Source organism: Nakamurella antarctica (assembly GCF_003860405.1).
GTDB lineage: Bacteria > Actinomycetota > Actinomycetes > Mycobacteriales > Nakamurellaceae > Nakamurella > Nakamurella antarctica.
This window is the reverse complement of the sequence record NZ_CP034170.1, coordinates 440466-465385: the sequence shown is the minus strand read 5'-3', so window position 1 is coordinate 465385 and position 24920 is coordinate 440466. Positions and strand designations below refer to the sequence as shown.

Sequence of the window (24920 nt, the reverse complement as noted above, 5' to 3'; positions counted from 1 at the left end):
GCTCCCCCTTAGATCCCGGGAAAATCCTCCCACCGGTACTCCGAGGCGGCGCGCACGTTGTCGGCCACCAGCTGTGCGTCCCGTCGGCGCAGCTCTACCCGTCGGATCTTGCCCGAAATGGTTTTGGGCAGCAGCTCCGAGGTCACAAACTCCAGCCGCCGAATGCGCTTGTACGGAGCCAGCCGCGACTTGGTGTAGGTGAAGATCTCCTTCGCCGTGTCAGCGTTGTCGCCGTAGCCGTCGATCAGGACGACGTAAGCCTTGGGTACCGAGAGCCGCAACGCATCCGGAAAGGGCACCACAGCGGCTTCCGCCACGGCCGGGTGTTCGACCAATACCGATTCCAGCTCGAACGGCGAAATTCGATAGTCGGAAGCCTTGAAGACGTCATCGGCACGACCCACGTAGGTGATGTAACCATCCGCGTCCACCGATCCCACATCGCCGGTGTGGTAGAAGCCGGAACTCATTGCGTCGCTGGTCTTTTCGGCATCCCCCAAGTAACCAGCCATTAACGCTACCGGCCGGTGCGCCAGGTCCAAGCAGATCTCGCCTTCTGTGGCGCCGGGTTCGTCCGTGGCCTGATCCACCAGCGTGACGACATACCCGGGAAGCGGCCGGCCCATCGAGCCATCCCGAACCTTGGCCCCCGGTGGGTTTCCGATTGCAGCCGTCATTTCCGTCTGGCCGAAGCCGTCTCGGATAGTCACGCCCCAGGCTCGTCGAACCTGTTCAATAACTTCAGGATTCAGCGGTTCCCCGGCCCCGATCAGTTCTCGCGGAGGCGTTTTCAACCACGAAAGGTCGGCCTGGATCAGCATTCGCCACACGGTGGGCGGCGCACAGAAGGTGGTGATCCCGTTGTCCTGCATTACCTGCATTAAGGCTTGGGCGTTGAAGCGGGTGTAGTTGTAGACGAACACGGTCGCACCCGCCAGCCAAGGCGCAAAAACGTTGGACCAAGCGTGTTTTGCCCAGCCCGGGGACGAAATATTCAGATGTACATCGCCCGGTTTCAGCCCGAGCCAATACATCGTCGATAGGTGGCCGATGGGGTAAGAAACCTGCGTGTGCTCGACCAGTTTGGGCAAAGCTGTTGTACCCGAGGTGAAATAGAGCAGCAGCGAATCGGCCGCCGGAGTGGGTTCTACCGCCACGTACTCCGCTTCGGCGTCCGCCGATAGTGCAAAGTCGTTCCACCCTAACGGAACCAAATCTTTGCTGCCATAGTCACGGACCCAAATCTTGGTGAAGTCGCCACCAACCCGGTCAAATTTCGGAGCGTCAACTGACCGGGTGATGACATATTTAGCAGCGCCACGATCAACACGGTCAATGAGATCTTCGGTGTCCAAGAGAGTACTGGCGGGAATCAACACCGCCCCCACCTTGATCAGGCCAAGGATGGACTCCCAGAGTTCTATTTGATTACCCAGCATGACAACAACGCGATCGCCCCGCCGGATACCCACACTGGTGAACCACTGAGCAACCTGGTCAGAACGCGCGGAAAGGTCCGTATAGGTCCACTCACCGACCCGCCCGTCCTCCTCGACGATCTTCAGGGCCGGTCGCTCCGGGTGCTCCTGCGCCAGTACGTCGAACCACTCGAGTGCGAAGTTGAACGAGTCCGGCTGTGGCCACGTGAAGTTCGCCATCGCGGCGTCGTAGTCGGAGCGGTAGCGCAGCAAAAGCTCACGTGCCTGCTTGATTGTTGCGGTGGCTTCGGTGGTCTGCGCGGCCATGATTGTCCTTTCCAGTGCTAGACACACCTTGTCACTACCCGGTCGCATCAGTTTCTCCGGCACCCTGCGGAATGAAATATCCTTGCTGTCTATGACGAATCGGTGCCTGTATTTTCGCCTTTGCGCAACAGGTGTATCTGCGATATTGATTCTCGCTGCGCTTACCGGCTGCAGCTCCACCCATGGCTCGGGCGAGGTCGCGGGCAGCGGCACATCCTCCCCGACCGGACGACCCGCCCCGCACACTTCCAGCCCCCCGACAGAACCTGCCCCGCAACCGCCCCCAGCTGTCGTCGCCACTGCGCCAACTACTGCGAGCTCCGCACCTGCCGTATGCGATGGTGCGCCCTGTTATGCGGCCGGTAGGTCGTGGGGCACTCTCCCGGAGACCGCCGCGCCGGAGGCAAGTGGAATCGCCGCGGCCAGCGTGCCCGATGTCTTCTTCGTGGTTGACGACGCCACGGGCACCGATGGGATTTGGGCAATCAACAGCGCCGGGGCAGTGCTCGCCGCAATCCCGGTCGAGGGGATGGACGCCGTGAATGCCGAGGCGCTGTCCACCGGCCCCTGCGAGGCTGATAGCAGCGAAAGGTGCTTGTACATCGGCGATATCGGCGATAATCGAGCGCGCCGAGAAAGTGTGTCCGTGTACCAACTGCGTGAACCTGTTGTTGAAACGCAGGAGCCTGCTCCCGCTCCCGCAGCTGCCCAACGATGGAACTTCACTTATCCGGACGGTGCACACGACGCCGAAACGCTGTTGGTGGCAGAGGACAGATCGATCATTATCGTCACGAAACCAGACAGGGGCACCAAGACCCACCGGGTCTACGAAGGGGCAGCAGGAGGCGGAGAGCTGCTGTTAGTGAACACTTTCGAACCGCCGGCCCCAATACATCCGGCCCAGTCGCTCCTCGTGGGCAATGTCGTCACCGACGGCAGCATGGTAGCTGGGCGAGTTCTACTGCTCACTTACGATCAGGCGATCGAGTATGTGGCGCCCACACCCGGCGCAGACCCTGCCCTATTCGCCGACTGGCCGCATCGACAAGTGCCGACTCCTGCGCAATGGCAGTCGGAGGGCGTCACCTACCTTGCTGCGGCGGGAGTCCCGGCCTGCGGCTATGCGGTGATCTCTGAATCGGGTGGCACATCCGGCGCCGCACTCGGAGGAGTAGCCTGCCTCTAGCCCGAAAGCGACAGCGGTTTCTGCGGATCGGGACATCACCGGCTAGCCGTTGGTTCAGCGGCGTAACTCCACAACAGTGACTTGCTTGTATCCGGCACCGGCGTCGACGCGGTGTACCGTAATCACGTCTTCGTACCAGGCGACAAGCGGTGGCGCTGCAAGGGTTGCGGCGTCAAAGTTCAGGTCAATTTCGGGGTCGCCCGTTTCGATGTTGTAGACGATGAGGCCAAACCCGCCATCTAGCGCGCCAGCCAAAGCGACGTACTTTCCATCCGCAGAGAAGGTTGCTCCAGTGCAGGGGGTACCGGTCGCCCCAGGGGCGGAGTCCACTGCGGGCTTCGTTTCGCCGGTCGCCATAACGACCCGCGTCAGCGCCCCGATGGTGGCGCCGTTTGCGGGACAAATCAACGCCTCGGCCCCGTCGGGAGAGATGGTCTGCAGCAGAAAGGTTCCTCCCTCTGGCGCATAGCGGCCTACCAAAGTGGTTGCTGCGCTGTTGAAGTCGGTGTACCACAGCTCGCCTTGCGAGGGCCCCGTGTTGGGAGCGATCGCGAGTCCAGTTTCCGAAGCCCACAATTGCGGTGTGCTGTTCGCAACGGTGATAGGCAGCCCGTTGATGCTTTTGGGGGCGTCTCCACTCACCGACCAGGCCACCACTTCTCCTGACGCACCCGTCGGCTGCGGGATTACATAAAACGCATCGCCAGCGGTGTCCCAGACTGCGCTGGAAACCGAAAAACGCTCCGCAGCGGCAGGGTCGGCCGAAAGACCCTGCAAAGTGGCAACTTTCACTTCCTGGGTGACCACGTCCACCAAATACAGAACGGCATCAGCCTGAACCACTACAACCGCCAGATGCAACGCATCGGGTGAGAAAACGGGGAACACGAGGCTCGCATCTGCTGGAACCGGAAGCGCACAGAACTTACCGTCCGGGTACAGGACCGGGTCGAAGAGCTCGACAATACACATCTGGCCGTCCGTGTTGACCGCACCTAGAAAGCCATCCGCTGAAACCGCGGCAAGATTCTCGCGGCCAGCGGTGAATACTTCCGTCGCCCATTTCCCCCCTTGGGTTCCGTTGGACGGACTGGTGGTCGCGCTAGAGCTTGGCGATAACGGGGCTGGGGTAACCCGTGATGATGACAAGGTCGGGGCCGACGGGGACGAGGTCGGGGCCGACGAGGTGGGGCTGGCAGAACTCGTAGGTCCAATACGCATCGAACCAGGTGCGACCGCCGAGGCCGATCCTCCGATGGTGGAGGAGCACGCAGCGACTACCAGGAAGGCGCCCGCGGCCAAGGCGCCCACCGCTGCGACCCTGGAACTGCCCCTGTCAGCCGTGTGTTTCATGCCGCAGACACTACGACATTCAGGGTTTCGCGCTTCGGACCAGCCCGGTCACCCCGCTCTGCTACAAAGTGGCGGCGACCAGTTCCGCGATCTGCACGGCATTGAGAGCCGCGCCCTTACGCAGGTTGTCGTTGCTAATGAACAACGCGAGCCCGCGTCCGTCCGGCACGCCCGGATCGCTGCGCACGCGGCCCACGAAACTCGGGTCGGCTCCTGCGGCCTGGAGCGGATTCGGCACTGCGGAGAGTTCAACACCTTCTGCGGTGGCAAGAATTTCAAGTGCACGTTCGACGCTGAGAGGACTTTCGAATTCGACGTTGACCGAAAGCGAATGTCCGGTGAAGACGGGAACGCGGACGCATGTACCGGAGACCAGAAGGTTCGGGATATCGAGGATTTTACGGGATTCGTTACGCAGCTTCTGCTCTTCGTCAGTCTCGAAGCTGCCGTCATCGACGATGTTCCCGGCCATCGGAATGACGTTGAAACCGATGGGTCGCACGTATTTGACGGGCTCGGGAAATTCGACGCCGCCGCCGTCATAGACCAGCACTTCGGCGCGATCGACGACTTGGCGGGTTTGTCCGGCCAGTTCAGCAACTCCGGCGAGCCCGCTACCCGAAACCGCCTGGTAGGTAGAAACAATCATCCGCTTCAGGGTCGCTTCCGCGTGCAGTGGAGCCAGCACCGGCATCGCTGCCATGGTGGTGCAATTCGGGTTGGCAATGATGCCTTTGGTGGCATCGGAAATGGCGTCCGGGTTGACTTCAGCAACCACCAACGGCACGTCTGGGTCCATCCGCCACGCGGAGGAGTTGTCGATGACGATTGCCCCCGCAGCTGCGAATCGTGGTGCTTGCGCTAGCGACGTCGAGCCTCCGGCCGAGAACAGCGCGATGTCGATACCGCTCAGATCTGCGTCGTCGGCATTTTCCACGGTGTAGTCCCGGCCGAGGTAGGTCAGCGCACTACCCGCCGACCGAGCGGAGGCAAAGAAGCGAATGTCGGTCAGTGGAAAATTTCGTTTCGCCAAAATGTCACGGATTGCTCCGCCCACTTGCCCTGTAGCCCCCACCACCGCGACCACCAAGTTTTTGGCCATGGCTATCGCCCTGTGCCCGCGTAGATGACAGCTTCTTCGTCACTGCCGAGGTCGAAGGCCTTGTGCAATGCGCGGACGGCGATGTCCAGTTCGGTATCGCGTACCAGAACCGAGATTCTGATTTCTGAGGTGGTGATGATGTCGATGTTGACGCCCGCTTCGGCCAACGCCTCGCAGAAGGTCGCGGTGACGCCTGGGTGCGAGCGCATCCCCGCGCCGACTAAAGAAACCTTGCCCACATGGTCGTTGTAAATCACGTTGCTGAAGCCGATCTCGCTCCTCTTGGCTTCGAGCGCGGCAACGGCGCGGTGTCCCTCGTCCTTGGGGAGGGTGAAGGTGATGTCTGTCTTGCCCTGATCGGCGATGGACACGTTCTGAACAACCATGTCGATATCAATTTCTGCGTCGGCAATGGTGCGGAAAATCTTCGCTGCCACTCCGGGGTGATCAGGGACTGCAACGACGGTCACCTTCGCTTCGCCTCGGTCGTGTGCGACGCCGGTAATCAATGCCTGTTCCACGGTCAGATCCTCCATGTTGCCAGTGACGAGAGTGCCTTTTTTATCCGAATATGACGACCGGACATGTACCGGAACGTTGTATCGGCGGGCGTATTCAACGCATCGCAGCATCAGTACTTTCGCGCCGCTGGCTGCCATTTCGAGCATTTCTTCGTACGTGATCGTGTCGAGTTTGGCCGCGTCTGGCACGATGCGCGGGTCGGCGGTGTAAACGCCGTCGACGTCGGTATAGATCTCGCAAACATCGGCATTCAGCGCGGCGGCGAGCGCCACAGCTGTGGTGTCGGACCCGCCCCTACCCAAGGTCGTGACGTCCTTGGTGTCCTGTGAGACGCCTTGGAAGCCTGCAACCAACGCGATCGAACCCTGGTCCAGCGCCTCCCGAATGCGGCCGGGCGTCACGTCGATGATGCGCGCCCTGCCGTGGGCAGAGGTGGTGAGCACGCCAGCTTGGGATCCAGTGAATGACCTCGCCTCGGCCCCGAGCGCAGAAATCGCCATGGCTACCAAGGAATTCGAGATGCGTTCGCCCGAGGTCAGCAGCATATCCAGCTCACGTGCGGGCGGTACGGGCGAGACCTGCATCGCCAAGTCCATCAACTCGTCGGTCGTGTCACCCATCGCACTGACGACCACCACGACGTCGTGGCCAGCCTTGCGGGTGGCGACAATGCGCTCGGCGACGCGTTTGATACGTTCCGCAGTTGCTACAGAGGATCCGCCATACTTCTGGACCACGAGGCTCACTGGTGCTGCCTTTCTCATCTGAAATCAGTTCGCAACATCAGGAACTGAACACGCTTTGCTTACCTTCACACCCAGGCGTGCCAGGTCAGGCGTGCCAGGTCAGACGTGACAGTCCGACGCCATGAGAATACCGGTCGGCAACAGCACAAGTTCCCGTCGCAAAAGCAGCACGGTGCCCTGAGAGCGCTTTCCAACAATCGTCTCGGTGGACGCTGTTCCGAGCGGAACTCTGACGGTGCCCTGGGCGTCATTCGGTAAATCTTGTTGCACACGCCGAGCCAGCATTCCTCTTCCGCAGCTCGGGGAGGAAAATCATGGCGTTACAGGTTTTCCTGATATATGATTTCGGCATGCCGCACTTACAGCCGATGGGTAGCCTCAACAACCCCAGGCTTTGGGGTTCGCGACCAGTCCACTCCATTCCGTGCGGCGCTGCCCACCGCACCCCCGCGCAGTCGGCAAGTACCACGAGATCGTGGATTGAAGGCAGCATCATGGTGCTGACAGCCATCGTCTGCGTCGCGCTGCTGGTTTCCTCGCTCGCGTAGTTAACCGACACGCCACACATCCGCTCCTCGGCAACCCGCCACGCCGGGTGAGCCGGGTGAGCACCGCTACCCGTACCCTTAGCCGCGTGGAAGCCTCCGAAAATCCCCCAGCGCTCAGTGCGGTGATGCAGGACTACCTGAAGGCGATTTGCAACGCTGGAGAGTGGGACGACACCCCGGTTACCACTTCAGTTATCGCCAGCAGGGTGGGAGTCTCTGCCTCGTCAGCTTCTGAAATGGTCCGCAAGCTTGCTCTCCTCGGCTACCTGCGACACGAGCCTTACGGCGCCGTCGAATTGACCCCACCGGGCCGTGCAATAGCGCTTCGCGTGGTCCGGAGGCACCGCTTGGTAGAGACGTTCCTCGTGGCGGAGCTCGGCTACACCTGGGACGAAGTGCACGATGACGCGGACATACTCGAGCACGCCATCTCCGACCGCATGTTGGCGCGCATGGATGCAAAACTCGGCTTCCCGCGACGGGACCCCCACGGCGACCCCATCCCCGGTGCCGATGGAACCATGGAAATCCCACCAGCCAAACAACTTTCAGCGCTGCAGCCCGGCGACAGCGGGCTCGTAGTCCGGATCTCCGATGACGAACCCGAAATGCTGCGGTACTTCCAGGAGAAAAAGATCGTCCTCGATGCCCACATCGAGGTGCTTGCCCGGTTGCCGTTCGGGGCAGGAACGTCGATGAGGATTGGCGGGGCGGGCGGGGACAGCCTGGACCTGGGCGACCAAGCCGCGGAGGCTATTTGGCTCGGGACCACGCAGTCTCGTTGACCGAATACGAATTCTAGGCCGAGCTGGAAACAAAAAACGCCGCTCGAGCCAGCACCAGATCCCACGATGCGAGGGACCCTGATGCCAACCCGAGCGACGAAGAGAATCCGGCTCTACTTCAGGCAATCACTGCCAAAAGAGGTGGTTTACTGGTTGGGGCCGAAACACAGAAGAGTGTTTCGTTTCGGGAAGCCAACCGGTTGATCACCTGCAGGACAAAGACTTTCGTCCGCGCTGGTGAGGTTGACCTCCGTGATTTTGAAGACGGACGTATCGCTAGCGCCCGCTTGGCAGTCAATCTTCGCGTCTTGATCCAACGACGTCATTCCCAGCTTGAAGCAGTCACCGACCTTGGCATCCAGCCCGAGGCACAACTTGTCCTTCGAGGCTCCCGTTCCACTTTCGGTGTACTCGGACTCGTACTCGTCGCAGGTGATGCCTTCGCCCTTGGCCGTAATTTTGAATGTTGACTTCGCCGAACCACAATCGACGCCGGTGATATCCACGTTCACCGACGTACCTGTCATCTGTGCACAGTCTCCGACGGCCAGCTTGTCGCCCGGCGTGCTGGTGAACCAGCCCTGCCGCCACCCAAATGCGACCACGGCAACAACAATCACCAAAACGGGCACAAGAAACCTCTTCAGCAGAGCAGCGTTACGCGAAGGGGTAGAGGACGCCGGCACCGGCGCGAACGGCGAAGCCGCTCCCGGCTCTCCGGGCAATCCCATTCCGAACTGCGGCTGACCGGGCTGGGCCTGGTGAGGCTGCTGATACGGCTGCTGCTGATAAGGCTGCTCCGGCTGGCCCTGATAAGGCTGCTGGGCCGAGTCCGGCTGGCCCTGATAAGGCTGGCCCTGATAAGGCTGCTGCGGCTGACCGGGCTGGGCCTGGTAGGGCTGGGCTGGTTGCTGCGGTTGGCCGGCGCTGAACGGATTGTTCGGGTCAGTCATTCAAATCTCCTAAATTACGGATCGGCGCTTGAAATTGGGGTAGTCCCTGCGAAATGGTTCAAGCGAATCCAGATGAACATACCCACTTCCTCAGGCCTTTATCCGGTTTTCCCGTTTTCGACCAGTGGAGCGCTGTTCTCGCCGCCTCCTGCGATGCGTACCAGCCAGGATGCCTAGACTTCGGCAGTCAAGGGTGCCATCGCCTGCTGCGCCGCGCGGGCGAAAAACGCGTGGCCCCCTGCTTTGCCGGATGGCTGGTCGCCGCGAAAGTCGCCGACGCACCAGCCCCGAATTACTCGTTCGGGCGGTAGCAAAACACACTGTTGCGATCAGCCAACACCCGAACCGAGTCCGTTTCGGAGCAAAAACTCGGATCCGTACTGTTCGCGGCAACTTTGGTGATTCTAATAACCGAGTTGCGGCCAAGGTTGGTCTTGCAATCAACCTTCAATTCTCGTTCAAACGCTGTCAGCCCCACCCTGAAACAGTCGCCCTGAAGGGTATTCAGGCCGAGGCATAGCTTCTCCGAGGAGGCACCCTTCCCAAATTCGGAGAACTCGGAATCGTATTCGCCGCAGCTGATGCTCTCCCCTTTGGCAACTACCTTGAACGTGGCCTCCATCGAAGCGCAATCGACGCTCTCCGGAGCGAGTTCACTGCCAGTTCCAGTGATTTGAACGCAGTCGCCCAGCGCCACTTTTTCGAGGGGAGTGCTGGTGAACCATCCTGCTTTCCACCATCCCACTGCGAGAACAAGACCCACCAGTAAGACGGGAGCAATAACGTATTTATAGAGTTTGGGCATTCCTCGAAAAGATGCCACCGATTGTTTCAGGGTCGGCGGCGGACCCGCCGGAACCGGCGCAGGCGCAGGGGGAGGGTTTACATCCGGAGCGGGTTGCCCAGGAATACCCATCCCGAACTGCAGGGGGCCACCGGGAGCCCGCGGCGGCGGCTGATGTTCAGAATCTTGAAGGTCCCCGGCACCTGGTTGAAGTGGTCTGGATTCTGCCCTGGGCCACTACTCAACGGATTGTTCGGATCTGTCACGGAAGTACTCCCTCCTTGTGGTGTAACTGGAGGCTGAAGTTAGCACAATCTAATGACTCTCCCTCGTATCTGAAACCGGCTGTTATGGCTGGCTGTCATCTTTTGGGTGGCGATGTCCGGTTTGCAATCTCCCATCCATGCGGGGGTAGGGTTCCTGACGTGGAGCGCATCGCTGAACGCGGACTTTTTGATTTCGTCCTGCTTCTTAGCTGCCGCGACGAGGCCTGAAAGACCGGCCTCCTCGTCGCGGGGCTGAATGCTGCTGCTGGTCAATCTCCTTCTCAGACCCAGCCGGCGCATCTGCCCAGAGCACCGGCTCACCGATGCCGATAGGAACTTCAGACCATGGGAACACCCCGCATCTCCGGAATTCGCCCCCCGTTGGCGACATCCCCGCCGGCCAGCCAAGTTGGAACCAGCAGCGACCCACGTCGATGCCGATGCACCGCTACCCGGCCTTCACCCCCATCGACCTGCCGGACCGCACTTGGCCGTCCAAGGTCATCACCAAGGCACCTCTTTGGTGCGCGGTGGATCTGCGAGATGGCAACCAAGCGCTGATCGACCCGATGACGCCCGCACGCAAGCGACGCTTGTTCGACATGCTGGTGGCGATGGGTTACAAAGAAATCGAAGTGGGCTTTCCCGCTGCCTCGCAGACCGACTTTGACTTCGTCCGCGAAATCATCGAGCAGGGGGCCATCCCCGAGGACGTCCGCATTCAGGTGTTGACGCAGGCTCGTCCCGAGTTGATCGCTCGCTCCTACGAGGCGCTGGAAGGTGCCCACTCAGCGGTCATGCACCTCTATAACTCCACGTCGACGCTGCAGCGCCGCGTGGTGTTCAACCAGGACAAGGCCGGTATCGCCCGCATCGCGACCGAAGGCGCCGAGGAGGTGCTCAAGTGGTCGGAGAAGTATCCGGAAACCGATTGGCGCTTCGAGTACTCCCCCGAGTCCTATACCGGCACCGAGCTGGAATACGCGGTTGACGTCTGCAATCAGGTGTCCGCAATCTGGCAGCCGACCCCCGACCGCCCGATGATCGTCAACCTGCCCGCGACCGTCGAGATGGCCACGCCCAACGTCTACGCCGACTCCATTGAGTGGATGCACCGTAACTTGGCCAGGCGAGAGTCCCTGCTCATCTCATTGCACCCGCACAACGACCGCGGGACGGCGGTAGCAGCCTCCGAACTGGGGTTCATGGCGGGCGCCGACCGCATCGAGGGGTGCCTGTTCGGCAACGGCGAGCGCACCGGCAACGTCTGCCTCGTGACACTCGGCTTGAACCTGTTCAGCCAAGGCGTCGATCCGCAGATCGACTTCTCCGATATCGACGAAATCCGTCGCACCGTCGAATACGCCACGCAGTTGAAGGTGCCGGAACGTCATCCGTATGGCGGTGACTTGGTCTACACGGCATTCTCCGGCTCGCACCAGGACGCCATCAAAAAGGGCTTCGAACATATGGACCGGGACGCCGCCGCCGCAAGCACGCCCGTGGCCGACTTCACCTGGGCCGTACCGTATTTGCCCATTGACCCGCATGACGTCGGACGTTCTTACGAGGCCGTTATCCGCGTCAACTCGCAGTCCGGCAAGGGCGGCGTCGCCTACATCATGAAGAGCGAGTACGGGCTGGACCTGCCGCGGCGCCTGCAGATCGAGTTCTCGCGGGTGGTCCAAGGCTTCACCGACACCGAGGGCGGCGAGGTCTCGCCCGCAGGGATGTGGCAGTACTTCTCTGCTGAATACTTGGAGCGCACGGCTCCCGTGACGTTGGTGCGCGCACGCATCGAAACGCCGGAAGACGCAGACGAAGGCCACGACCAGATCGCGGCTCGGGTTGTCGTTGACGGCGAAGAGTCCGTGATCCACGGCACCGGCAACGGCCCGTTAGCCAGCTTCTGCAACGCGCTTGCCGGAGTGGATGTCGACGTCCGAGTGCTTGACTATGTGGAGCACGCATTATCAGCAGGCGGTGACGCGCGCGCCGCCGCGTACGTGGAGTGCGCCGTGAACGGCGTCGTCGTCTGGGGGGTTGGGGTGGACTCCTCGATCATGACCGCGTCGATGAAGGCCGTCGTTTCGGCCTACAACCGCGCGGCGGTGCTTGCTTCCTGACCTTGGTGTGGAGCGGGGCGGGATGGGCTTGCAAGATAGCCGGTCCCGCCCCGTTTCGTATCCTGGCCGCAGCCCGAAACGAGGCTGGTAGCGTGGCCCAACGTGATGCTGGCTAACGACTCTGGGGTTGGCGTTGCTGCACCTCACCAGTCCTGGCTGACATGAACCGGTCCCCCGAGATGTCGCTGTGGTCGATAGCAGCCAGCGCGTTCGTACCGCCGACCCTCTTCTCCATCGGCCAAGGTGCCATCGCGCCGGTCGTGGTGATCACTGCCGGGCAACTTGGCGCCTCACCGGCCACCGCGGCCATGGTGGTCGGATTGGCTGGCATCGGCCAGGTCGTCGCCGACATCCCCGCCGGAGTTTTGGCCACCCGATTCGGCGATCGCGCTGCGATGCTGGGCGCTGCGATCCTCACCTCACTGGCGCTGGCACTGTGCATGTGGGGGCCCAACCTGGCAGTTTTTGCTGCCGCGATGTTCGCCACCGGCATGGGGACCGCGGTGTGGTTGCTCGCCCGTCAGGCGTACGTGACACAGGTGGTGCCATTTCACATGCGGGCGCGCGCGATGTCGACGATGGGCGGGGTCTATCGGATCGGATTGTTCATCGGCCCCTTCCTCGGCTCCCTGGTCGTGCACCTGACCTCGCTGGCCGGCGCGTACGCCGTCTTCCTGGTGTGCTGCGTGCTCGCCGTCGCCGTGTTGTTCAGTGCCAAGGACCTTCGCGAGGACGTTCCCCTCCCCACCGCATCCAGCACCTTCGCTCTGGCAAGAGCGCAGGCACCCGTGCTGCGCACCCTCGGCGTCGGCGTCATTTTGGTGAGCGCCGTCCGGGGTGCTCGGCAGGTGGTTTTGCCGTTGTGGGGCGAACACCTCGGACTGACACCGGCTGCGATCGCGGTGATCTTCGGTATTTCCGGCGCCGCCGACATGCTGCTGTTCTACCCGGCGGGCAAAATGATGGACCGCTTCGGCCGCTCAGCCGCTGCCATCCCCTCCATGACGGTGGTCGCGATATCCCTTGCCCTGCTTCCACTTACTCATAGCGCCTTCACTTTGGCAGCAGTCGGCATCGTGATGGGGCTGGGCAACGGAATCGGGTCCGGCTTGATCATGACGCTCGGCGCCGACTTCGCACCGCCCGGCAACCAGGCCCGGTTTCTTGGGGTGTGGCGCCTACTCGGCGACTTCGGAAACGGCGTTGGGCCACTGGCGCTAGCCGGCCTGACAGCGGCAGCCTCGTTGGGCTTCGCGATCACCGCATTCGGCGGCGTGGGGCTCGCGGCGGCCGCTGTCATGGGCTACTGGATTCCCAAGAAAACACCGGCCCACCAGTAATCTGCGCACCGAATCAGGCGGCGCCCCTGCCTCACATCTGAGCGTTGATAGCAATCTCGTCACCCAATGTGGCTCCCTGCAGAAGCCTGAGCTTGTCACCACTCCAAAAGCGGCCGGGGTCATACCAATTCTGCGGGCGGGAACCGGCCAGCAGGCCCATCTCCTGATAGGTAACAGCGACAAGCTCGGCGCAGTAAATGGTTTCGTTCGACCGATGAAATCGCACGCGGCCAGAAAGCCAATTCTGCGCCAGGGCCTTGGTGGTGGGGAACGGCTTTCCATCCATCCGCGCGATAGTGCGCAGCACAGCATCTTCCATCTCGGTCGTCACGTCCACCGATAGCTGCCGCACCCACGCCCGGGCGTGATATTTCTGGTCCCAGGTCCGGACTGCTTCGCCAAGATCATGCAGCTGGACGCCTCGCTGCTTCTTCCCTGTCCACATGTCGGTCAACGACTTTCCGAGCTCTGCATGCCACAGCAGCGGGGGCATATCGTCGAGAGCGACAGCCATCCCCACATGGTTGACAGGCGAGTTGGTCATCGTCTGGATCGCTCGGTCAGCGACTGTGGAACCGCGGAAGAGCCACACATCGCCAGTCCGCACCTCGTTCAGTGCGGTGGTGAGGTTGATACGGGTTTCGGTTACGCGCATCTGACTAAGGTAAGCCACATGGCGAAGCGAAAATTCAAAGGTGTGAAGTGGGTCGGCCTCGCAGGGGCGGCAGGGGTGGCTGCCACGGGGGTGCTTATCGCCCGCAACGAACGGCAGCGCCGCGCGTACACCCCCGATGACGTTCGCGCTCGGCTAGTGGAACGCGCTTCGGCTGCGGCGCCGCGGCTCCCAGTTTCCGAGCCGGGCCCAGCAGATGAGTCCCCGCGCCGCTGGCTTAGAGTGCTGCAGTTTGGAGCGCTTGCGCGCCTCGGAAGTACGCAGCCTGGTAGGCACGGCCGACGACACCGCGGATGAGGTAGGCGCTCACAAACGCCAGCACTGCAGCGCCAGACGTGACGAGGTAGGCATTCGACGCCGCGAAATTATCCACGATGGCGCCAGAGATGAGCAGCCCGCCAGCCAGACCAACCGAAAGGCCGCCGGTGGCCCAGGTGATCGACTCGGTAAGCCGTTTCGCCGGGACGATGTACTCCACCAGCGACATGACGGAAATTAAGACCGGCGCTACGGCAAAACCTGCGACGGCAGCGGCAATTCCTAACAGCACCAAGTTGCCCATTGCTGCAAGCGGCAGCGTGACGATTCCCAGAGCTGTCACGGCGATGATGAACTGCCTGGGCAGATGCGCCCGGAATTCCCGAGCCCCGTAGGCGAATCCGCCGATGAGCGAACCGAACGAGTAGACCGCCAGCAGCAGTCCGGTCCAATTTGCGGCGCCCGCATCTTGAGCGACCGCGATCGTGGTGATCTCGAACGAACCGAATACTGCCCCCACGAAAACCATGATCCCCGCAAGTGCCCCGACTCCGGGCAGGAAAAGCGCGCTGCCCTTGGGCGCCGGGTGTGTCGTACCGCTGGGCACCGGCTGTGTGGAGCGCTGCAAAATCAGCAAGACAGATCCCACGGTCAAAATAAGGGTGGCGACGAGCAAGGCCGCGCTCGGGGCGACCTGGAGTGCGAGCACAGTTGCTAGAGGCGGCCCGGTGATGAAGACGACCTCGTCAACGAGAGATTCCACCGCGAAAGCGGTGCGCAACAGGGGTGTGCCAGTGTAAATCTTCGACCACCGGGCCCTGATCATCGCTCCCACGGACAGCTGGCTGGAACCCGCGACCAACGCGAGCCCGAGCAACAGTGGCTCCAGTCCGTCGCCGTAGGCCACAAAAATCAGCGCGAGGATCGCAGGAACATGCACCGAAAGCTGCAAAGGCACGATGCGATGTTGGCCGAAACGGTCGACGAGACGCGAGACCTGCGGCCCAATAAAAGCTGCCGCCAAGGCAAAGACGGCCGTCACAAGTGCAGCAAGGGAATAGGAATCGCGCTCGTGCACGATGAGCAGCGTCGCACCCATCCCAGCCATCGACATTTGCAGCCGAGCAAAGAGACCGGTGAGCGAAAACAAGAGTGAACCGGGCACTTGAAAAATTTGGGCGTACTTCGAAAACATTGTGTTCTTCTCCCACCACATACCGCTGGTGACCGGCAACCAGTCTTTCTTATACCGTCCGGCCGGTACACTATAACCTGTGGCTTCCGATACGCGCTACCGAATTTTGCACGCCCTCCGCACCGTTCTGGCACGTGGGGGCGCTTCAAGCGTCACCCTTGAGGCCGTCGCCGCCGAGGCTGGCGTGTCCAAAGGTGGCCTGCTGTACCACTTCCCCACCAAGGAGGCCCTCTACGAAGGCGTTCTCTTACTGGAAATCGAGGACATCACCACGGCGATGAGTTCTGTGTCACCAGAAACGGGTGCCGCCCGCGGGTACTTGGAGTTTTCACTTCCCAAGAATCAGTTCGAGGCCGACTACATCACCGCATTGATCGCAGCCGTTCGCAGTGACGAGTGCTTGGGCACTCATGCGAGCGACCTTCTCACCGAAGTGTTTAACCGTTGGGATGCACCGTTGCTGGAATCAGTGGCCGACCCGGTGGCCGCGCAGACCATTCGCCTCGTCGGTCTCGGTCTCTATTTGGGAGCCATCGCTGGGCTCCCCATTCCCGACAAAGATTTGATGGCAAGAGTTTTTGACAGTCTCATCGAAAAGATCGACGCCTAAAGTGCTTCTGCTCGCCCGATTTTCGCCAGCGCACTGTTGATAACGATCTGGTCGTCGGGTCCAGCATCCGGCTGGAAGTTCCACGCGCTCCCCGTCCACGCATCAGCGAGGTGCGAATCAGGCTCGACGGGCAACCTCACGAAGTTTCGAAAGAGAGCCGACACCAGGGGTCCTCGTCCAGAGGCCTCCGCGTGGTCTCCCACCACGATGACGGCGAAGCCAACATTTGCTCCTTCTTCTATGAGGAAGCGGACCTTGCCAATCTCCACATCGTCTATCCCGTAGGGGAAGTCGTTCAACACAAGGATCTGTTTCAGAGAGGGATCACGGTTGTACCTGCCCGACGCTTGATCGGCCATCTGCGCCAAATCGACGTATGCCACGCAATCGTCGAGCAACTCCGCCAGCTCCGAAGGCGTTGTGGCTGGCGCGCGATTGAATACGGCGCACCCGCCCGCGCCGAGGGGCTGCAGCGCGACAGCCGCCTTCCCCCTGCCACCGAGATCTGCCATCAGCACCTTCACGCTCCCTGCTGGCGCGCAGGCTAGAAGCCTCGTTAGTAACGCACGGACCATCGACATCGGTTGCACCCGAGAGGTAGTCGGGTTGAACAGCTCTTCCGGGGTGTCCGGGATCTGGAACACTTCCGTGCCTGTGTCCGTACCCGAGGGGAAAGCGCCTCCCGTATCGATCCACAAGGGCCTGCCAAGCGGCACACCTATCACGAGCGGCAAGCGCAGGTCCGGCGCTTCCTCGACACTGAGCGTCCCCGCTCGCATTGCCATGACGGATTCCGGGGGCGGTGACCACGACTGCCAGGCAGTCGCTGCCCAGCCGGCCATCGGCGCCGGAAGTAACGACTCCAGTTGCGCCAGTTCAGCTTTGAGCTGGTCTACATCTCGGCGGTGGTCGGCCCGTGCGCGCTCCATCAGCGATCGGTAGCGGCTTTCGACAGCGAGGCGAGCAGCGTCAGTGTGGGTTGAATTTCGCCTCGTCACATCGGCGGCAAGTTCGGAAAGTTCGCCATCCCTGCGGCTGTTGGCAAACGATGCTGCAGCGCGCAGCCCGGCAGTTGAGCGAGCAGCATCCTCAAAAATGCCTTGGATTTGTCGAAATAGCCGCTCCTGATCGGAGGTGCCGGGCGGTGCGGGTGCGACGAGGTTCTCCGGGATCGGAGTGGGTGGCGGAAGTGGCGCCATCAGGCCCGCGAAAAAACCCTGGGGGGCCGAGTTGCGTTGGCCAGCTTGAGGATTGCCCGTTTCCGTATTTGTCGCCGCCTCTGCTCTCACTTTGACACCGTATTCGGTGATCGCCGCCTCAAGTCCACCTTCATAGCCTTGGCCGACGGCTCGCACTTTCCACTGGGTTCCTCGCCGATAGATCTCAAAAGTGATGACGGCGCGCTCGGTAGTTAGCCCGGCAATCTCGAACTCGGCTGTATGCGATCCATCTATGCTCACCACCCGCGCGGTCGGCGTCAGAGCGGCGCCAAAAGCTGCCGACGACGGTTCGACGCTCATCAGACATAACAGGGAGGTACCCGTGACAGCGTCAAGATCGATCACGACCTCGCCGGTCGACTGCAGAGTTACGCCCGCAGCTTGTGGATTGTTGTAGAACACGAAGTCTGCCTCGGACCGGACTCGATCGTCCGGTCCGAGGAGCAGCACCGAGACATCAATAGTGGACTCAGCCTCAACCTCGATCCGACATCCCAGGGCAGGCCACACAATGTTCTGCCCCTTCGAGAGCACCGTCGTGGTCATGCTTTTTCACCAGCGCGGTTACAGGAAGCGGGCAAGGGCTTCGAGGGACTGGTTAGGCGAACGCGCTGCCACACCCTCACCGATAGCTTGCAACTTCCAATCGCTGCCCTGTCGGTACACCTTGGCCATCACCATCCCGGTAAACGGCATCCCGCCGGCCAGCGTGTACCGCGCCAACTCGGCGCCGCTGGTGTGGTCAATCAAGCGACAGAACGCGTTCTGTACTTGCTCGAAGGTCTGGCCCTCGTAGGAGGTGACAATGAAAAAGATGGTGCTTATGTGGGCAGGCACGCGAGTGAGATCAACGATCATCGTCTCGTCATCGCCATCGCCCTCCCCCGTCCTGTTATCGCCGTTGTGCATGATGGAACCGTCGGCGCTGCGGAGGTTGTTGTAGAAAACGATGTCGGCTGGCTGCTTGTCGGCAAAGACGACCGCTGACGCATCCAGATCGATCGCGACATCGCGGTTGCCGAACATGCCGCGCTTTTGCTGCAGCGGATCCCATCCCAGTCCCATCCGAATGACGGTGAGGCTGACTCCCCCGTCTTTCTTGAGCGTGACGCGCTGGCCTTTCACTAGGCTGACCGGCTTATTTTTCGTCAGCGACACCTCGCCACCGCTGGCCGGCGGTTGCTGGGCTGGCGGCTGCTGCTGGGTCGGCGGCTGCTGCTGGGCTGGTTGTTGCTGCTGAGCTGGTTGTTGCTGCTGAGCTGGCGGCCACCCGGCTGCCTGCTGAGCTGGTTGCTGCTGAGCTGGTTGTTGCTGCTGGGCTGGCGGCCACCCGGCTGCCTGCTGAGCTGATTGCTGCTGAGCTGGTTGCTGCTGCTGAGCGGGCGGCCACCCGGCTGCCTGCTGAGCTGGGGGCTGCTGCTGAGGCTGCGGCCAACCTGCCTGCTGCTGGGATGGTTGCTGCTGGGATGGTTGCTGCTGGGATGGGGGTGGCCACGCCGCTGCAGGCTGCGCCGGCGTGGCCGGGACGTTCGGCCATGGGGCGCCGGGGGCGGGTGTGGATTGTGGATTTTGCGGCTGCCAAGAAGGCGCCTGCGGGGTTGACATTGCAGGTGCAGGAGTTGCAGCTGGTGGTGGTGCAGGTGAAGGAGGTGCAGCAGCAGACCCTGACTCCTCCACGGAAATTCCATGGTCCTTGATCAGATCGGCTAAGCCGCCCGCGTAGCCTTGGCCCACGGCGCGCACTTTCCAGTCAGAGCCGCGGCGATAAAGTTCCAGCGCCACGACGATGCTCTCCGCTGCCAAACCAAGGATTTCGTAGTGTGCAAGCTCCGCGGTATTCGCGCCGGTCACACTAGCTTGCGGGGCAGCAAAAGACCCGAACCGCTGGGTCGCGTCATCGAGCGAGACCACCACGCGGACAGTGTCGACATCCGCCGGGACCGACGGAAGATCAACCTTAATCCGCCAAGGTGCGCCGCCTTCCGGCTTCAAGCAGGTAACTCCCGGGCCGCTCGGCTGGTTATAGAAAATAAAATCATCGTCGGAGCGCACCTTCCCGCTACTCGTCACCAACAGGGCCGATAGATCTGCGGCAACGGGCAGGCTCACCGTCACCATCACCGTTTCGGTGGGAATCGGGGCGTTCTGGCCTTTAACTAGGTTTGCGGCAGTAGGTGAAATCAACTCAGTCGCCTCACTCATCGTCGTGGGTGGTGTGTTGCTTGCGGGATGCTGCGGCATGCATCAGCAGGCTCGTCCCACTCTATCCAGTGCCGTAACCACGCGGGCGGTTTTGCGTGAGGCCCGCGCCCACCCGGGCTCCACCAAGTGGGGGCGTCGGGTCAACTCACCCGCAGCGTGATGTCAGCTCGGTCGCGGGTGCCGTCAGCTGCAAACCACGCATCCTCGTCCCGCTGCCACTGCTGCAAATACAACCGTGAGCTCTCGCCATCTCGTGCCACTGCCCTCTCCAGTCGCAGATCGCGATCGGGTAGCTCAACCCAACAGCTGATGGTGGTGCGGGTCGAAACCTCTCGGCGCCCAGCCGACACGCCCTCCAAGATGAGAACTGTTGGTAGCGCGATAGATTTCGAAATGGTTGCCTGTGGCATCCCAGTGCTCCAGTCGTTGGCCAGATAGTGCACCTGCCGCATCGAAGCTATCGGATCCAGCACCTGCGCCTCCAATCGACGCCACCATGAAAAGGGGTGCGCCCACGTGGCGAAGTCGTCGGTAGGTAGCACCGCCACACCGTCGTCGAAATACCGTCTCAGCTCGGCCGCGATGGTCGATTTACCAGAGCCGGACGGGCCATCGATAGTGAGCAGCCGAGTCCCGCCGAGCAATGCCGGGCCCGCCAGTGTGCGTCGTGCGACATCTCCGCACCACCGTGAAAACACTGTGTCCCTCACGATTTCGTGGTTCGCAGGAGGATCTATCGAGTGCGTAGGAGCCGGATCATCAGACAGCGGGGGAAGGAACATACGCCCCACATCAGCCGACATTGGTACGGCCGGAAAAAGCCCTCCCGAGCGTGATTTCGTCGGCATATTCCAAGTCCCCACCGACCGGTAGACCAGATGCCAACCGCGTCACCGCCAAACCCGGGAACGAGCGCAGCAACCGAATCAAGTAAGTCGCGGTCGCCTCGCCCTCCATGTTGGGGTCGGTGGCGATGATGATTTCTGTCACGACGTCATCGGCGAGACGTTTGAGTAGCGGCGCGATGCGTAATTGCTCTGGCCCCACTCCGTCAATGGGCGAAATGGCGCCACCCAGGACGTGATATTTCCCGCGGAATTCGCGCGTCCGTTCTACGGCAGCAACGTCTTTGGGCTCTTCAACGACACAGATGACGGACGGATCACGGCGCAGGTCCGCACAGATCCGGCAGAGTACGTCGGCCGCTACGTTGCCGCAAAGTTCGCAGAACTTCACCTCGTCCTTGACCCTTTGCAAAGCCACCTGGAGCCTCGTCAAATCTGTCGGGTCCATGGTCAACATGTGAAAAGCGATGCGCTGGGCAGACTTTGGGCCAATTCCTGGCAACCTACCCAGCTCGTCGATCAGATCCTGAACTGGACCTTCGTACACTTGTCAGCTCACATTCCCGGCAGGCCGGTCAAGCCCAGTCCGCCTGCCATACCGCCGAGTCCCCCGGTAACGGGCGCCATGGTCTTCTCGGTCAGCTCGCGGGCTTCTCGGCTGGCATCGCGGACCGCAGCGAGCACCAGATCAGCCAAGGTTTCGGTGTCCGTTGGGTCCACCACCGACGGGTCAATGCTCAACGCGGTCAGCTCCCCTGTGCCAGTAACTGTGGCCGTGACGAGACCACCGCCGGAGGTGCCGGTTACTGTCGCCGCCGCGAGTTGCTGCTGCGCTTTCGCCATCTGGTCCTGCATCTGCTGTGCCTTCAACACGATCTGCTGCAGATCAAATCCGCCCGGTTGCATATGGTGACTCCCTTGATTGTTCGCAATTCTTACAACTGCCGGTGGGCTATCTACAGCCCGTGAACCTCCACCTTAGGCGTGGAAGCCGACAAAACCGGGCTGCCGGCGGCCTCTCGGTTCGATTTCAGCCGTGCCACGGCGGTCAGCCTGCGAAGCGCGGACTGTATTTGCTGGCATTCTTGCAAACATGCATGTTCGTAGAAGGCTGATGCCGCTGATGTCCCTTGTGGTTTCCGCGGCGCTTGCCGCCGCCGCTGTCTCCGCGTGTGCGGCAAGTACCCAGGTCGCGTCCCCGTCCGACGGATCGCTGTCGGCAGATACCAGCGCATCCAGCAGTGCGGCGAGCGCACCGAGTCCGGCTTCCGCAACCCGTGTGACAGCCCCCGCATTGAGCGCGAGTGCGGACACCGGCGCGAGCACCGCGGAACCCTCCACGGAACAAGTACCAGTACCGGCGCCTGTTCCTGTGCCCGTCACCTCAGAGGCGCCGCCCACGACTACGACCGTGACGACCACCACCACCGTCACTCCCGCACCTGCCGCGCCGCCAGCTCCCCCGAAGCCAACACCCGCGCCCTCCAAGACCCCCGAGGCGCCGCCGCCCATTTCGACGCCAGCGACCCCAGTGGCGAATGGTCAGGTTTCCGGCAAGGTTGTCCTGATCGACCCTGGGCACAATGGCGCCAACGGAGCCAACCCCAGCACGATCAATGCCCTGGTCGATGCTGGCTTCGGTGAAACCAAACCCTGCAACACCACGGGCACCCAAACCAACGACGGGTACGCCGAGCACTCTTTCACCTGGTCAGTGGCGAACTCGCTGAAGGCTCAGCTGGAAGCGCAGGGCGTGACCGTCGTCATGACGAGGAGCTCCGATGACGGAGTAGGCCCCTGCGTCAACGTTCGCGCCGCCAAGGGCAATGACGCCAAGGCCGACGCCGTGATTTCCATCCACGGTGACGGCTCCAGCGAGGGCGACCGCGGCTTCTACGTAATGACGTCCGAGCGAGCGCCGGCCGGGAGCGATATGGCCGCGCTTTCCCTCAACCTTGCTGGCACCGTGCGCGATGCGTTAGTGAATAACGGCTCCTCGCCGGCCAACTACCTTGGCTCTAACGGTCTCTGGAAGCGCAGCGACCTCGCGGGGTTGAACCTGTCGGTGCGTCCGACTGTCATGTTGGAGATGGGCAACATGCGAGACTCCAAGGATTCCGCGTTGATGAAGTCCGCCGAGGGCCGTCAGCAATTCGCCACCGGCATCGGCAATGGGGTTCTGGCTTACCTAGCCGCACACTAGGAAATCGTCAGCTATTTAGGCGCCGAAGTTTTCGAACGGTGACGAGGACGTCTCCCGAGCTTTGAGGACTTCATCCGAAATCCGCTGCGCAAGCAGGTCGTCGTCCCCGATTTCTGCCGAATTCATCGAAGCGCTAGGTGAAATTCTGCCAGCCGCAATGTCTTCGGCGTAGTGGCACGCCACCTTGTGTCCCGGACGAAGTTCCACCAACACAGGCCGGTCGGTATCGCATTTGGTCGGCTGACGCCAAGGGCAACGAGTGTGGAACCGACAACCCGACGGCGGATTCGCCGGCGATGGGAGGTCTCCCGTGAGCAGGATTTGCTCACGATTGTCCTCCACGATGGGGTCTGGCACGGGAACTGCCGACATCAACGCAATGGTGTACGGGTGCAGCGGTTGTGCGTACAGGTCGACCGAGGGTGCCTCTTCGACAATCCCGCCGAGATACATGACGCCCACTCGATCAGAAATGTGTTTGACCACCGCGAGATCATGGGCGATGACAATGTATGTCAGACCCAACGATTCCTGGAGATCGTTAAGCAGGTTCACCACCTGCGCTTGAACCGAAACGTCCAGCGCCGAAACGGGTTCGTCGGCAACGATCAGATCCGGGTTTACCGTAAGCGCCCGCGCAATCCCGATCCGCTGACGCTGGCCACCGGAGAACTCGTGCGGGTACTTGCGAAGCGCAGATTCTGCCAGACCGACGGCCGAGAGTAACTCCCGCAACCGCTTTCCGGTTTGCGACCGGTCGCCCGCGAGACCGTGGGCTTGCATCCCCTCGACCAACGTCGATTGCACCGATTGCCGTGGATCGAGTGACCCCAGTGGGTCTTGAAAGACCATCTGCATCCGGCGACGCATTTTGCGCAGCTCTTCGCCTTTCAGCGATGCGATGTCGACGCCGTCGAACATCACGCTGCCAGATGTCGGCTCGGACAGTCGCAGGATTCCGCGCCCGAGGGTGGACTTACCGCAGCCGGATTCGCCCACCAGTCCGTAGGTCTCCCCCTTGTGGACCGTCATATTGACGCCATCGACGGCATACACGTATCCGACCGTCCGGTCGAAGATAACTCCCCGTTTGATGGGAAAATGCACCTTGAGATCTTGCACATCCAAGAGGACCTCGCCCGCGGTCACTTTTGTGCCCCCAGAGGAGTGAGCCCGCTGGTCCGATTCTGTCGCCGCTGCTTCGGTTCCGGTCGGCGTGCTCATGTGCTCGCCCCTTCGCTCTCGGCGCCCAGCGGGGCCACTTGATGACTGTCAAGGACAGGGTTGAAACACCTGAGTAGATGGCTCGTGTCAGCTTTCGGGGCTTGCATCAAAGCAGGCGAATCAGTGCGACACGTGGCGATTTCGTTGCGACAACGGGGTGCAAAAGCGCACCCACCAACCCAGGGAATGTTATCCGACATGGATCCTGCAATAGGGCGGAGCCGCTCTCCTGGCAGGGCATCCAACCGAGGAATCGACTCGAGCAAACCGTGGGTGTAGGGATGCCGCGGGCGGGCGAAAAGTTCGTGCCGTTCAGCTCTCTCGACGATCCGGCCGCCGTACATCACATTGACCTCATCACACAGACCGGCCACCACACCCAGATCATGCGTGATCATGATCAGAGCCGTACCGGATTCGGTCACCAGGTTTTTTAGTAGCGCCAGAATCTGCGCCTGGATGGTGACATCCAGTGCGGTCGTGGGCTCATCAGCGATCAACAGTCGCGGCTCGCACGCAAGAGCCATGGCAATCAGCGCGCGCTGGCGCATACCCCCGGAAAGTTGGTGCGGGTATTCCTTCAAGCGCCTGGTGGGGTCGGGAATCCCGACTTGGTCAAGCAGCTCACGTGCCTTCTTCATAGCTGCGGAACGCTTTAACTTGCGGTGGCGCTCCAGCACCTCGCTCACCTGGATGCCGATGGGGATTACCGGATTCAACGAGCTCAGGGGGTCCTGAAAAATCATCCCTAGATCGCGGCCACGACGATCGCGCATTTGACCCAGCGGCAGTGCCAGCAGGTCGGTGCCTTCAAATTCCACGCTGCCGGAGACTAGGACCCCGCGGGTTCCCAAAAGACGCATGATGGCAAGGGATGTGACGGATTTGCCGCTGCCAGATTCGCCGACGAGCCCCACGGTTTTACCGGGTTCCACGCAGAAGCTGACGCCGTCTACGGCGGTGAAGGGGGGCGCACCACGTTGGGTGAATTTCACTGTGAGGTCGGAAACCGTGAGCAACGCCATGTTCGC

The 24920-nt window shown here is 61.6% G+C and carries 24 protein-coding genes; 7 read left to right on the top strand and 17 right to left on the bottom strand.

Annotated elements, in window-relative coordinates; translation table 11 throughout:
- Window positions 1–8: 8 nt before the first annotated feature.
- Window positions 9–1745, bottom strand: coding sequence for an AMP-binding protein (locus EH165_RS02100; RefSeq protein WP_124797823.1), 1737 nt, complete (start codon window positions 1743–1745; stop codon window positions 9–11).
- A 427-nt stretch (window positions 1746–2172) separates the two neighbouring features.
- Between EH165_RS02100 and EH165_RS02095 the strand changes: the two genes are divergently transcribed.
- A complete protein-coding gene (locus EH165_RS02095) occupies window positions 2173–2934 on the top strand; it encodes a hypothetical protein (RefSeq protein WP_164479080.1) in 762 nt (253 codons plus the stop codon).
- Between the two features lie 54 nt (window positions 2935–2988).
- On the opposite strand, the gene EH165_RS02090 is transcribed toward EH165_RS02095, so the two are convergent.
- The 3 genes from EH165_RS02090 to EH165_RS02080 form a co-directional block, all read right to left on the bottom strand.
- Window positions 2989–4287 (bottom strand): TolB-like translocation protein, encoded by a 1299-nt coding sequence (locus EH165_RS02090; RefSeq protein ID WP_124797821.1) that lies wholly within the window; start codon window positions 4285–4287, stop codon window positions 2989–2991.
- A 61-nt stretch (window positions 4288–4348) separates the two neighbouring features.
- Window positions 4349–5389, bottom strand: coding sequence for an aspartate-semialdehyde dehydrogenase (locus EH165_RS02085; protein ID WP_124797820.1), 1041 nt, complete (start codon window positions 5387–5389; stop codon window positions 4349–4351).
- Window positions 5390–5391: 2 nt separating this feature from the next.
- A complete protein-coding gene (locus EH165_RS02080; RefSeq protein ID WP_124800238.1) occupies window positions 5392–6657 on the bottom strand; it encodes an aspartate kinase in 1266 nt (421 codons plus the stop codon).
- A 350-nt stretch (window positions 6658–7007) separates the two neighbouring features.
- On the opposite strand from EH165_RS02080, the gene EH165_RS02075 reads away from it, so the two are divergent.
- Together EH165_RS02075 and EH165_RS02070 are read left to right on the top strand one after the other, a co-directional pair.
- Window positions 7008–7205, top strand: a complete 198-nt coding sequence (locus EH165_RS02075; RefSeq protein ID WP_124797819.1) for a hypothetical protein — start codon at window positions 7008–7010, stop codon at window positions 7203–7205.
- Between the two features lie 86 nt (window positions 7206–7291).
- Window positions 7292–7990 carry a metal-dependent transcriptional regulator gene (locus EH165_RS02070; protein ID WP_277870518.1) on the top strand — a complete coding sequence of 233 codons (699 nt, stop codon included), beginning with the start codon at window positions 7292–7294 and terminating at the stop codon, window positions 7988–7990.
- A 146-nt stretch (window positions 7991–8136) separates the two neighbouring features.
- Here EH165_RS02070 and EH165_RS02065 read toward each other — a convergent pair whose 3' ends face one another.
- From EH165_RS02065 to EH165_RS15275, 3 genes are all read right to left on the bottom strand, one after another.
- Entirely contained in the window at window positions 8137–8943 is an 807-nt protein-coding gene (locus EH165_RS02065; RefSeq protein ID WP_124797818.1) for an LppU/SCO3897 family protein, read from the bottom strand.
- Between the two features lie 292 nt (window positions 8944–9235).
- The gene (locus EH165_RS02060; RefSeq protein ID WP_124797817.1) at window positions 9236–9748 is read right to left on the bottom strand and encodes an LppU/SCO3897 family protein; all 513 of its coding nucleotides are present in this window, start codon (window positions 9746–9748) and stop codon (window positions 9236–9238) included.
- A gap of 77 nt (window positions 9749–9825) precedes the next feature.
- Window positions 9826–9993 carry a hypothetical protein gene (locus EH165_RS15275; protein WP_164479079.1) on the bottom strand — a complete coding sequence of 56 codons (168 nt, stop codon included), beginning with the start codon at window positions 9991–9993 and terminating at the stop codon, window positions 9826–9828.
- A gap of 323 nt (window positions 9994–10316) precedes the next feature.
- On the opposite strand from EH165_RS15275, the gene leuA reads away from it, so the two are divergent.
- Window positions 10317–12119, top strand: a complete 1803-nt coding sequence (gene leuA / locus EH165_RS02055; RefSeq protein WP_124797816.1) for a 2-isopropylmalate synthase — start codon at window positions 10317–10319, stop codon at window positions 12117–12119.
- A 161-nt stretch (window positions 12120–12280) separates the two neighbouring features.
- Window positions 12281–13459, top strand: coding sequence for an MFS transporter (locus EH165_RS02050; protein ID WP_124797815.1), 1179 nt, complete (start codon window positions 12281–12283; stop codon window positions 13457–13459).
- A 31-nt stretch (window positions 13460–13490) separates the two neighbouring features.
- Here EH165_RS02050 and EH165_RS02045 read toward each other — a convergent pair whose 3' ends face one another.
- Together EH165_RS02045 and EH165_RS02035 are read right to left on the bottom strand one after the other, a co-directional pair.
- Window positions 13491–14114 (bottom strand): C40 family peptidase, encoded by a 624-nt coding sequence (locus EH165_RS02045; RefSeq protein ID WP_124797814.1) that lies wholly within the window; start codon window positions 14112–14114, stop codon window positions 13491–13493.
- A gap of 235 nt (window positions 14115–14349) precedes the next feature.
- Window positions 14350–15555, bottom strand: a complete 1206-nt coding sequence (locus EH165_RS02035; RefSeq protein WP_124797812.1) for an MFS transporter — start codon at window positions 15553–15555, stop codon at window positions 14350–14352.
- 109 nt (window positions 15556–15664) lie between these two features.
- Between EH165_RS02035 and EH165_RS02030 the strand changes: the two genes are divergently transcribed.
- Window positions 15665–16195 carry a TetR/AcrR family transcriptional regulator gene (locus tag EH165_RS02030; protein WP_124797811.1) on the top strand — a complete coding sequence of 177 codons (531 nt, stop codon included), beginning with the start codon at window positions 15665–15667 and terminating at the stop codon, window positions 16193–16195.
- Here EH165_RS02030 and EH165_RS02025 read toward each other — a convergent pair.
- The 6 genes from EH165_RS02025 to EH165_RS15615 form a co-directional block, all read right to left on the bottom strand.
- On the bottom strand, window positions 16192–17961 hold the full coding sequence (locus EH165_RS02025; RefSeq protein WP_124797810.1) for a TerD family protein: 1770 nt from the start codon (window positions 17959–17961) through the stop codon (window positions 16192–16194). The two genes, EH165_RS02030 and EH165_RS02025, sit on opposite strands and share 4 nt — an antisense overlap.
- A gap of 18 nt (window positions 17962–17979) precedes the next feature.
- Window positions 17980–19617 carry a TerD family protein gene (locus EH165_RS02020; RefSeq protein WP_124797809.1) on the bottom strand — a complete coding sequence of 546 codons (1638 nt, stop codon included), beginning with the start codon at window positions 19615–19617 and terminating at the stop codon, window positions 17980–17982.
- A 140-nt stretch (window positions 19618–19757) separates the two neighbouring features.
- Window positions 19758–20327, bottom strand: a complete 570-nt coding sequence (locus EH165_RS02015) for a uridine kinase family protein (RefSeq protein WP_206426058.1) — start codon at window positions 20325–20327, stop codon at window positions 19758–19760.
- 82 nt (window positions 20328–20409) lie between these two features.
- Complete coding sequence (gene recR / locus EH165_RS02010) at window positions 20410–21009, bottom strand: recombination mediator RecR (RefSeq protein ID WP_124797808.1); 600 nt, start codon at window positions 21007–21009, stop codon at window positions 20410–20412.
- Window positions 21010–21017: 8 nt separating this feature from the next.
- Window positions 21018–21368, bottom strand: a complete 351-nt coding sequence (locus tag EH165_RS02005; RefSeq protein ID WP_124797807.1) for a YbaB/EbfC family nucleoid-associated protein — start codon at window positions 21366–21368, stop codon at window positions 21018–21020.
- A 72-nt stretch (window positions 21369–21440) separates the two neighbouring features.
- Window positions 21441–21896, bottom strand: coding sequence for a hypothetical protein (locus EH165_RS15615; RefSeq protein ID WP_206426057.1), 456 nt, complete (start codon window positions 21894–21896; stop codon window positions 21441–21443).
- Between EH165_RS15615 and EH165_RS02000 the strand changes: the two genes are divergently transcribed.
- Complete coding sequence (locus EH165_RS02000) at window positions 21874–22665, top strand: N-acetylmuramoyl-L-alanine amidase (RefSeq protein ID WP_206426056.1); 792 nt, start codon at window positions 21874–21876, stop codon at window positions 22663–22665. The genes EH165_RS15615 and EH165_RS02000 overlap by 23 nt on opposite strands.
- Before the next feature lie 15 nt (window positions 22666–22680).
- Here the strand turns inward: EH165_RS02000 and EH165_RS01995 are convergent, their stop codons facing one another.
- Complete coding sequence (locus tag EH165_RS01995) at window positions 22681–23889, bottom strand: ABC transporter ATP-binding protein (RefSeq protein ID WP_124797805.1); 1209 nt, start codon at window positions 23887–23889, stop codon at window positions 22681–22683.
- Window positions 23886–24914: an ABC transporter ATP-binding protein gene (locus tag EH165_RS01990; RefSeq protein ID WP_124797804.1), complete on the bottom strand. Its 1029-nt coding sequence runs from the start codon at window positions 24912–24914 to the stop codon at window positions 23886–23888. The genes EH165_RS01995 and EH165_RS01990 overlap by 4 nt, the downstream gene beginning before the upstream one ends.
- Between the last annotated feature and the right edge of the window lie 6 nt (window positions 24915–24920).

Coding starts and splice junctions, on each gene's coding strand:
- leuA (WP_124797816.1), top strand. CDS start 10,317: ATGCCGATAGGAACTTCAGACCATGGGAACACCCCGCATCTCCGGAAT.
- EH165_RS02045 (WP_124797814.1), bottom strand. CDS start 14,114: ATGCGCGTAACCGAAACCCGTATCAACCTCACCACCGCACTGAACGAG.
- EH165_RS02025 (WP_124797810.1), bottom strand. CDS start 17,961: ATGACCACGACGGTGCTCTCGAAGGGGCAGAACATTGTGTGGCCTGCC.
- EH165_RS02085 (WP_124797820.1), bottom strand. CDS start 5,389: ATGGCCAAAAACTTGGTGGTCGCGGTGGTGGGGGCTACAGGGCAAGTG.
- EH165_RS02065 (WP_124797818.1), bottom strand. CDS start 8,943: ATGACTGACCCGAACAATCCGTTCAGCGCCGGCCAACCGCAGCAACCA.
- EH165_RS02020 (WP_124797809.1), bottom strand. CDS start 19,617: ATGAGTGAGGCGACTGAGTTGATTTCACCTACTGCCGCAAACCTAGTT.
- EH165_RS01995 (WP_124797805.1), bottom strand. CDS start 23,889: ATGAGCACGCCGACCGGAACCGAAGCAGCGGCGACAGAATCGGACCAG.
- EH165_RS01990 (WP_124797804.1), bottom strand. CDS start 24,914: ATGGCGTTGCTCACGGTTTCCGACCTCACAGTGAAATTCACCCAACGT.
- EH165_RS02075 (WP_124797819.1), top strand. CDS start 7,008: ATGCCGCACTTACAGCCGATGGGTAGCCTCAACAACCCCAGGCTTTGG.
- EH165_RS02060 (WP_124797817.1), bottom strand. CDS start 9,748: ATGCCCAAACTCTATAAATACGTTATTGCTCCCGTCTTACTGGTGGGT.
- EH165_RS02005 (WP_124797807.1), bottom strand. CDS start 21,368: ATGCAACCGGGCGGATTTGATCTGCAGCAGATCGTGTTGAAGGCACAG.
- EH165_RS02050 (WP_124797815.1), top strand. CDS start 12,281: ATGAACCGGTCCCCCGAGATGTCGCTGTGGTCGATAGCAGCCAGCGCG.
- EH165_RS02090 (WP_124797821.1), bottom strand. CDS start 4,287: ATGAAACACACGGCTGACAGGGGCAGTTCCAGGGTCGCAGCGGTGGGC.
- EH165_RS02100 (WP_124797823.1), bottom strand. CDS start 1,745: ATGGCCGCGCAGACCACCGAAGCCACCGCAACAATCAAGCAGGCACGT.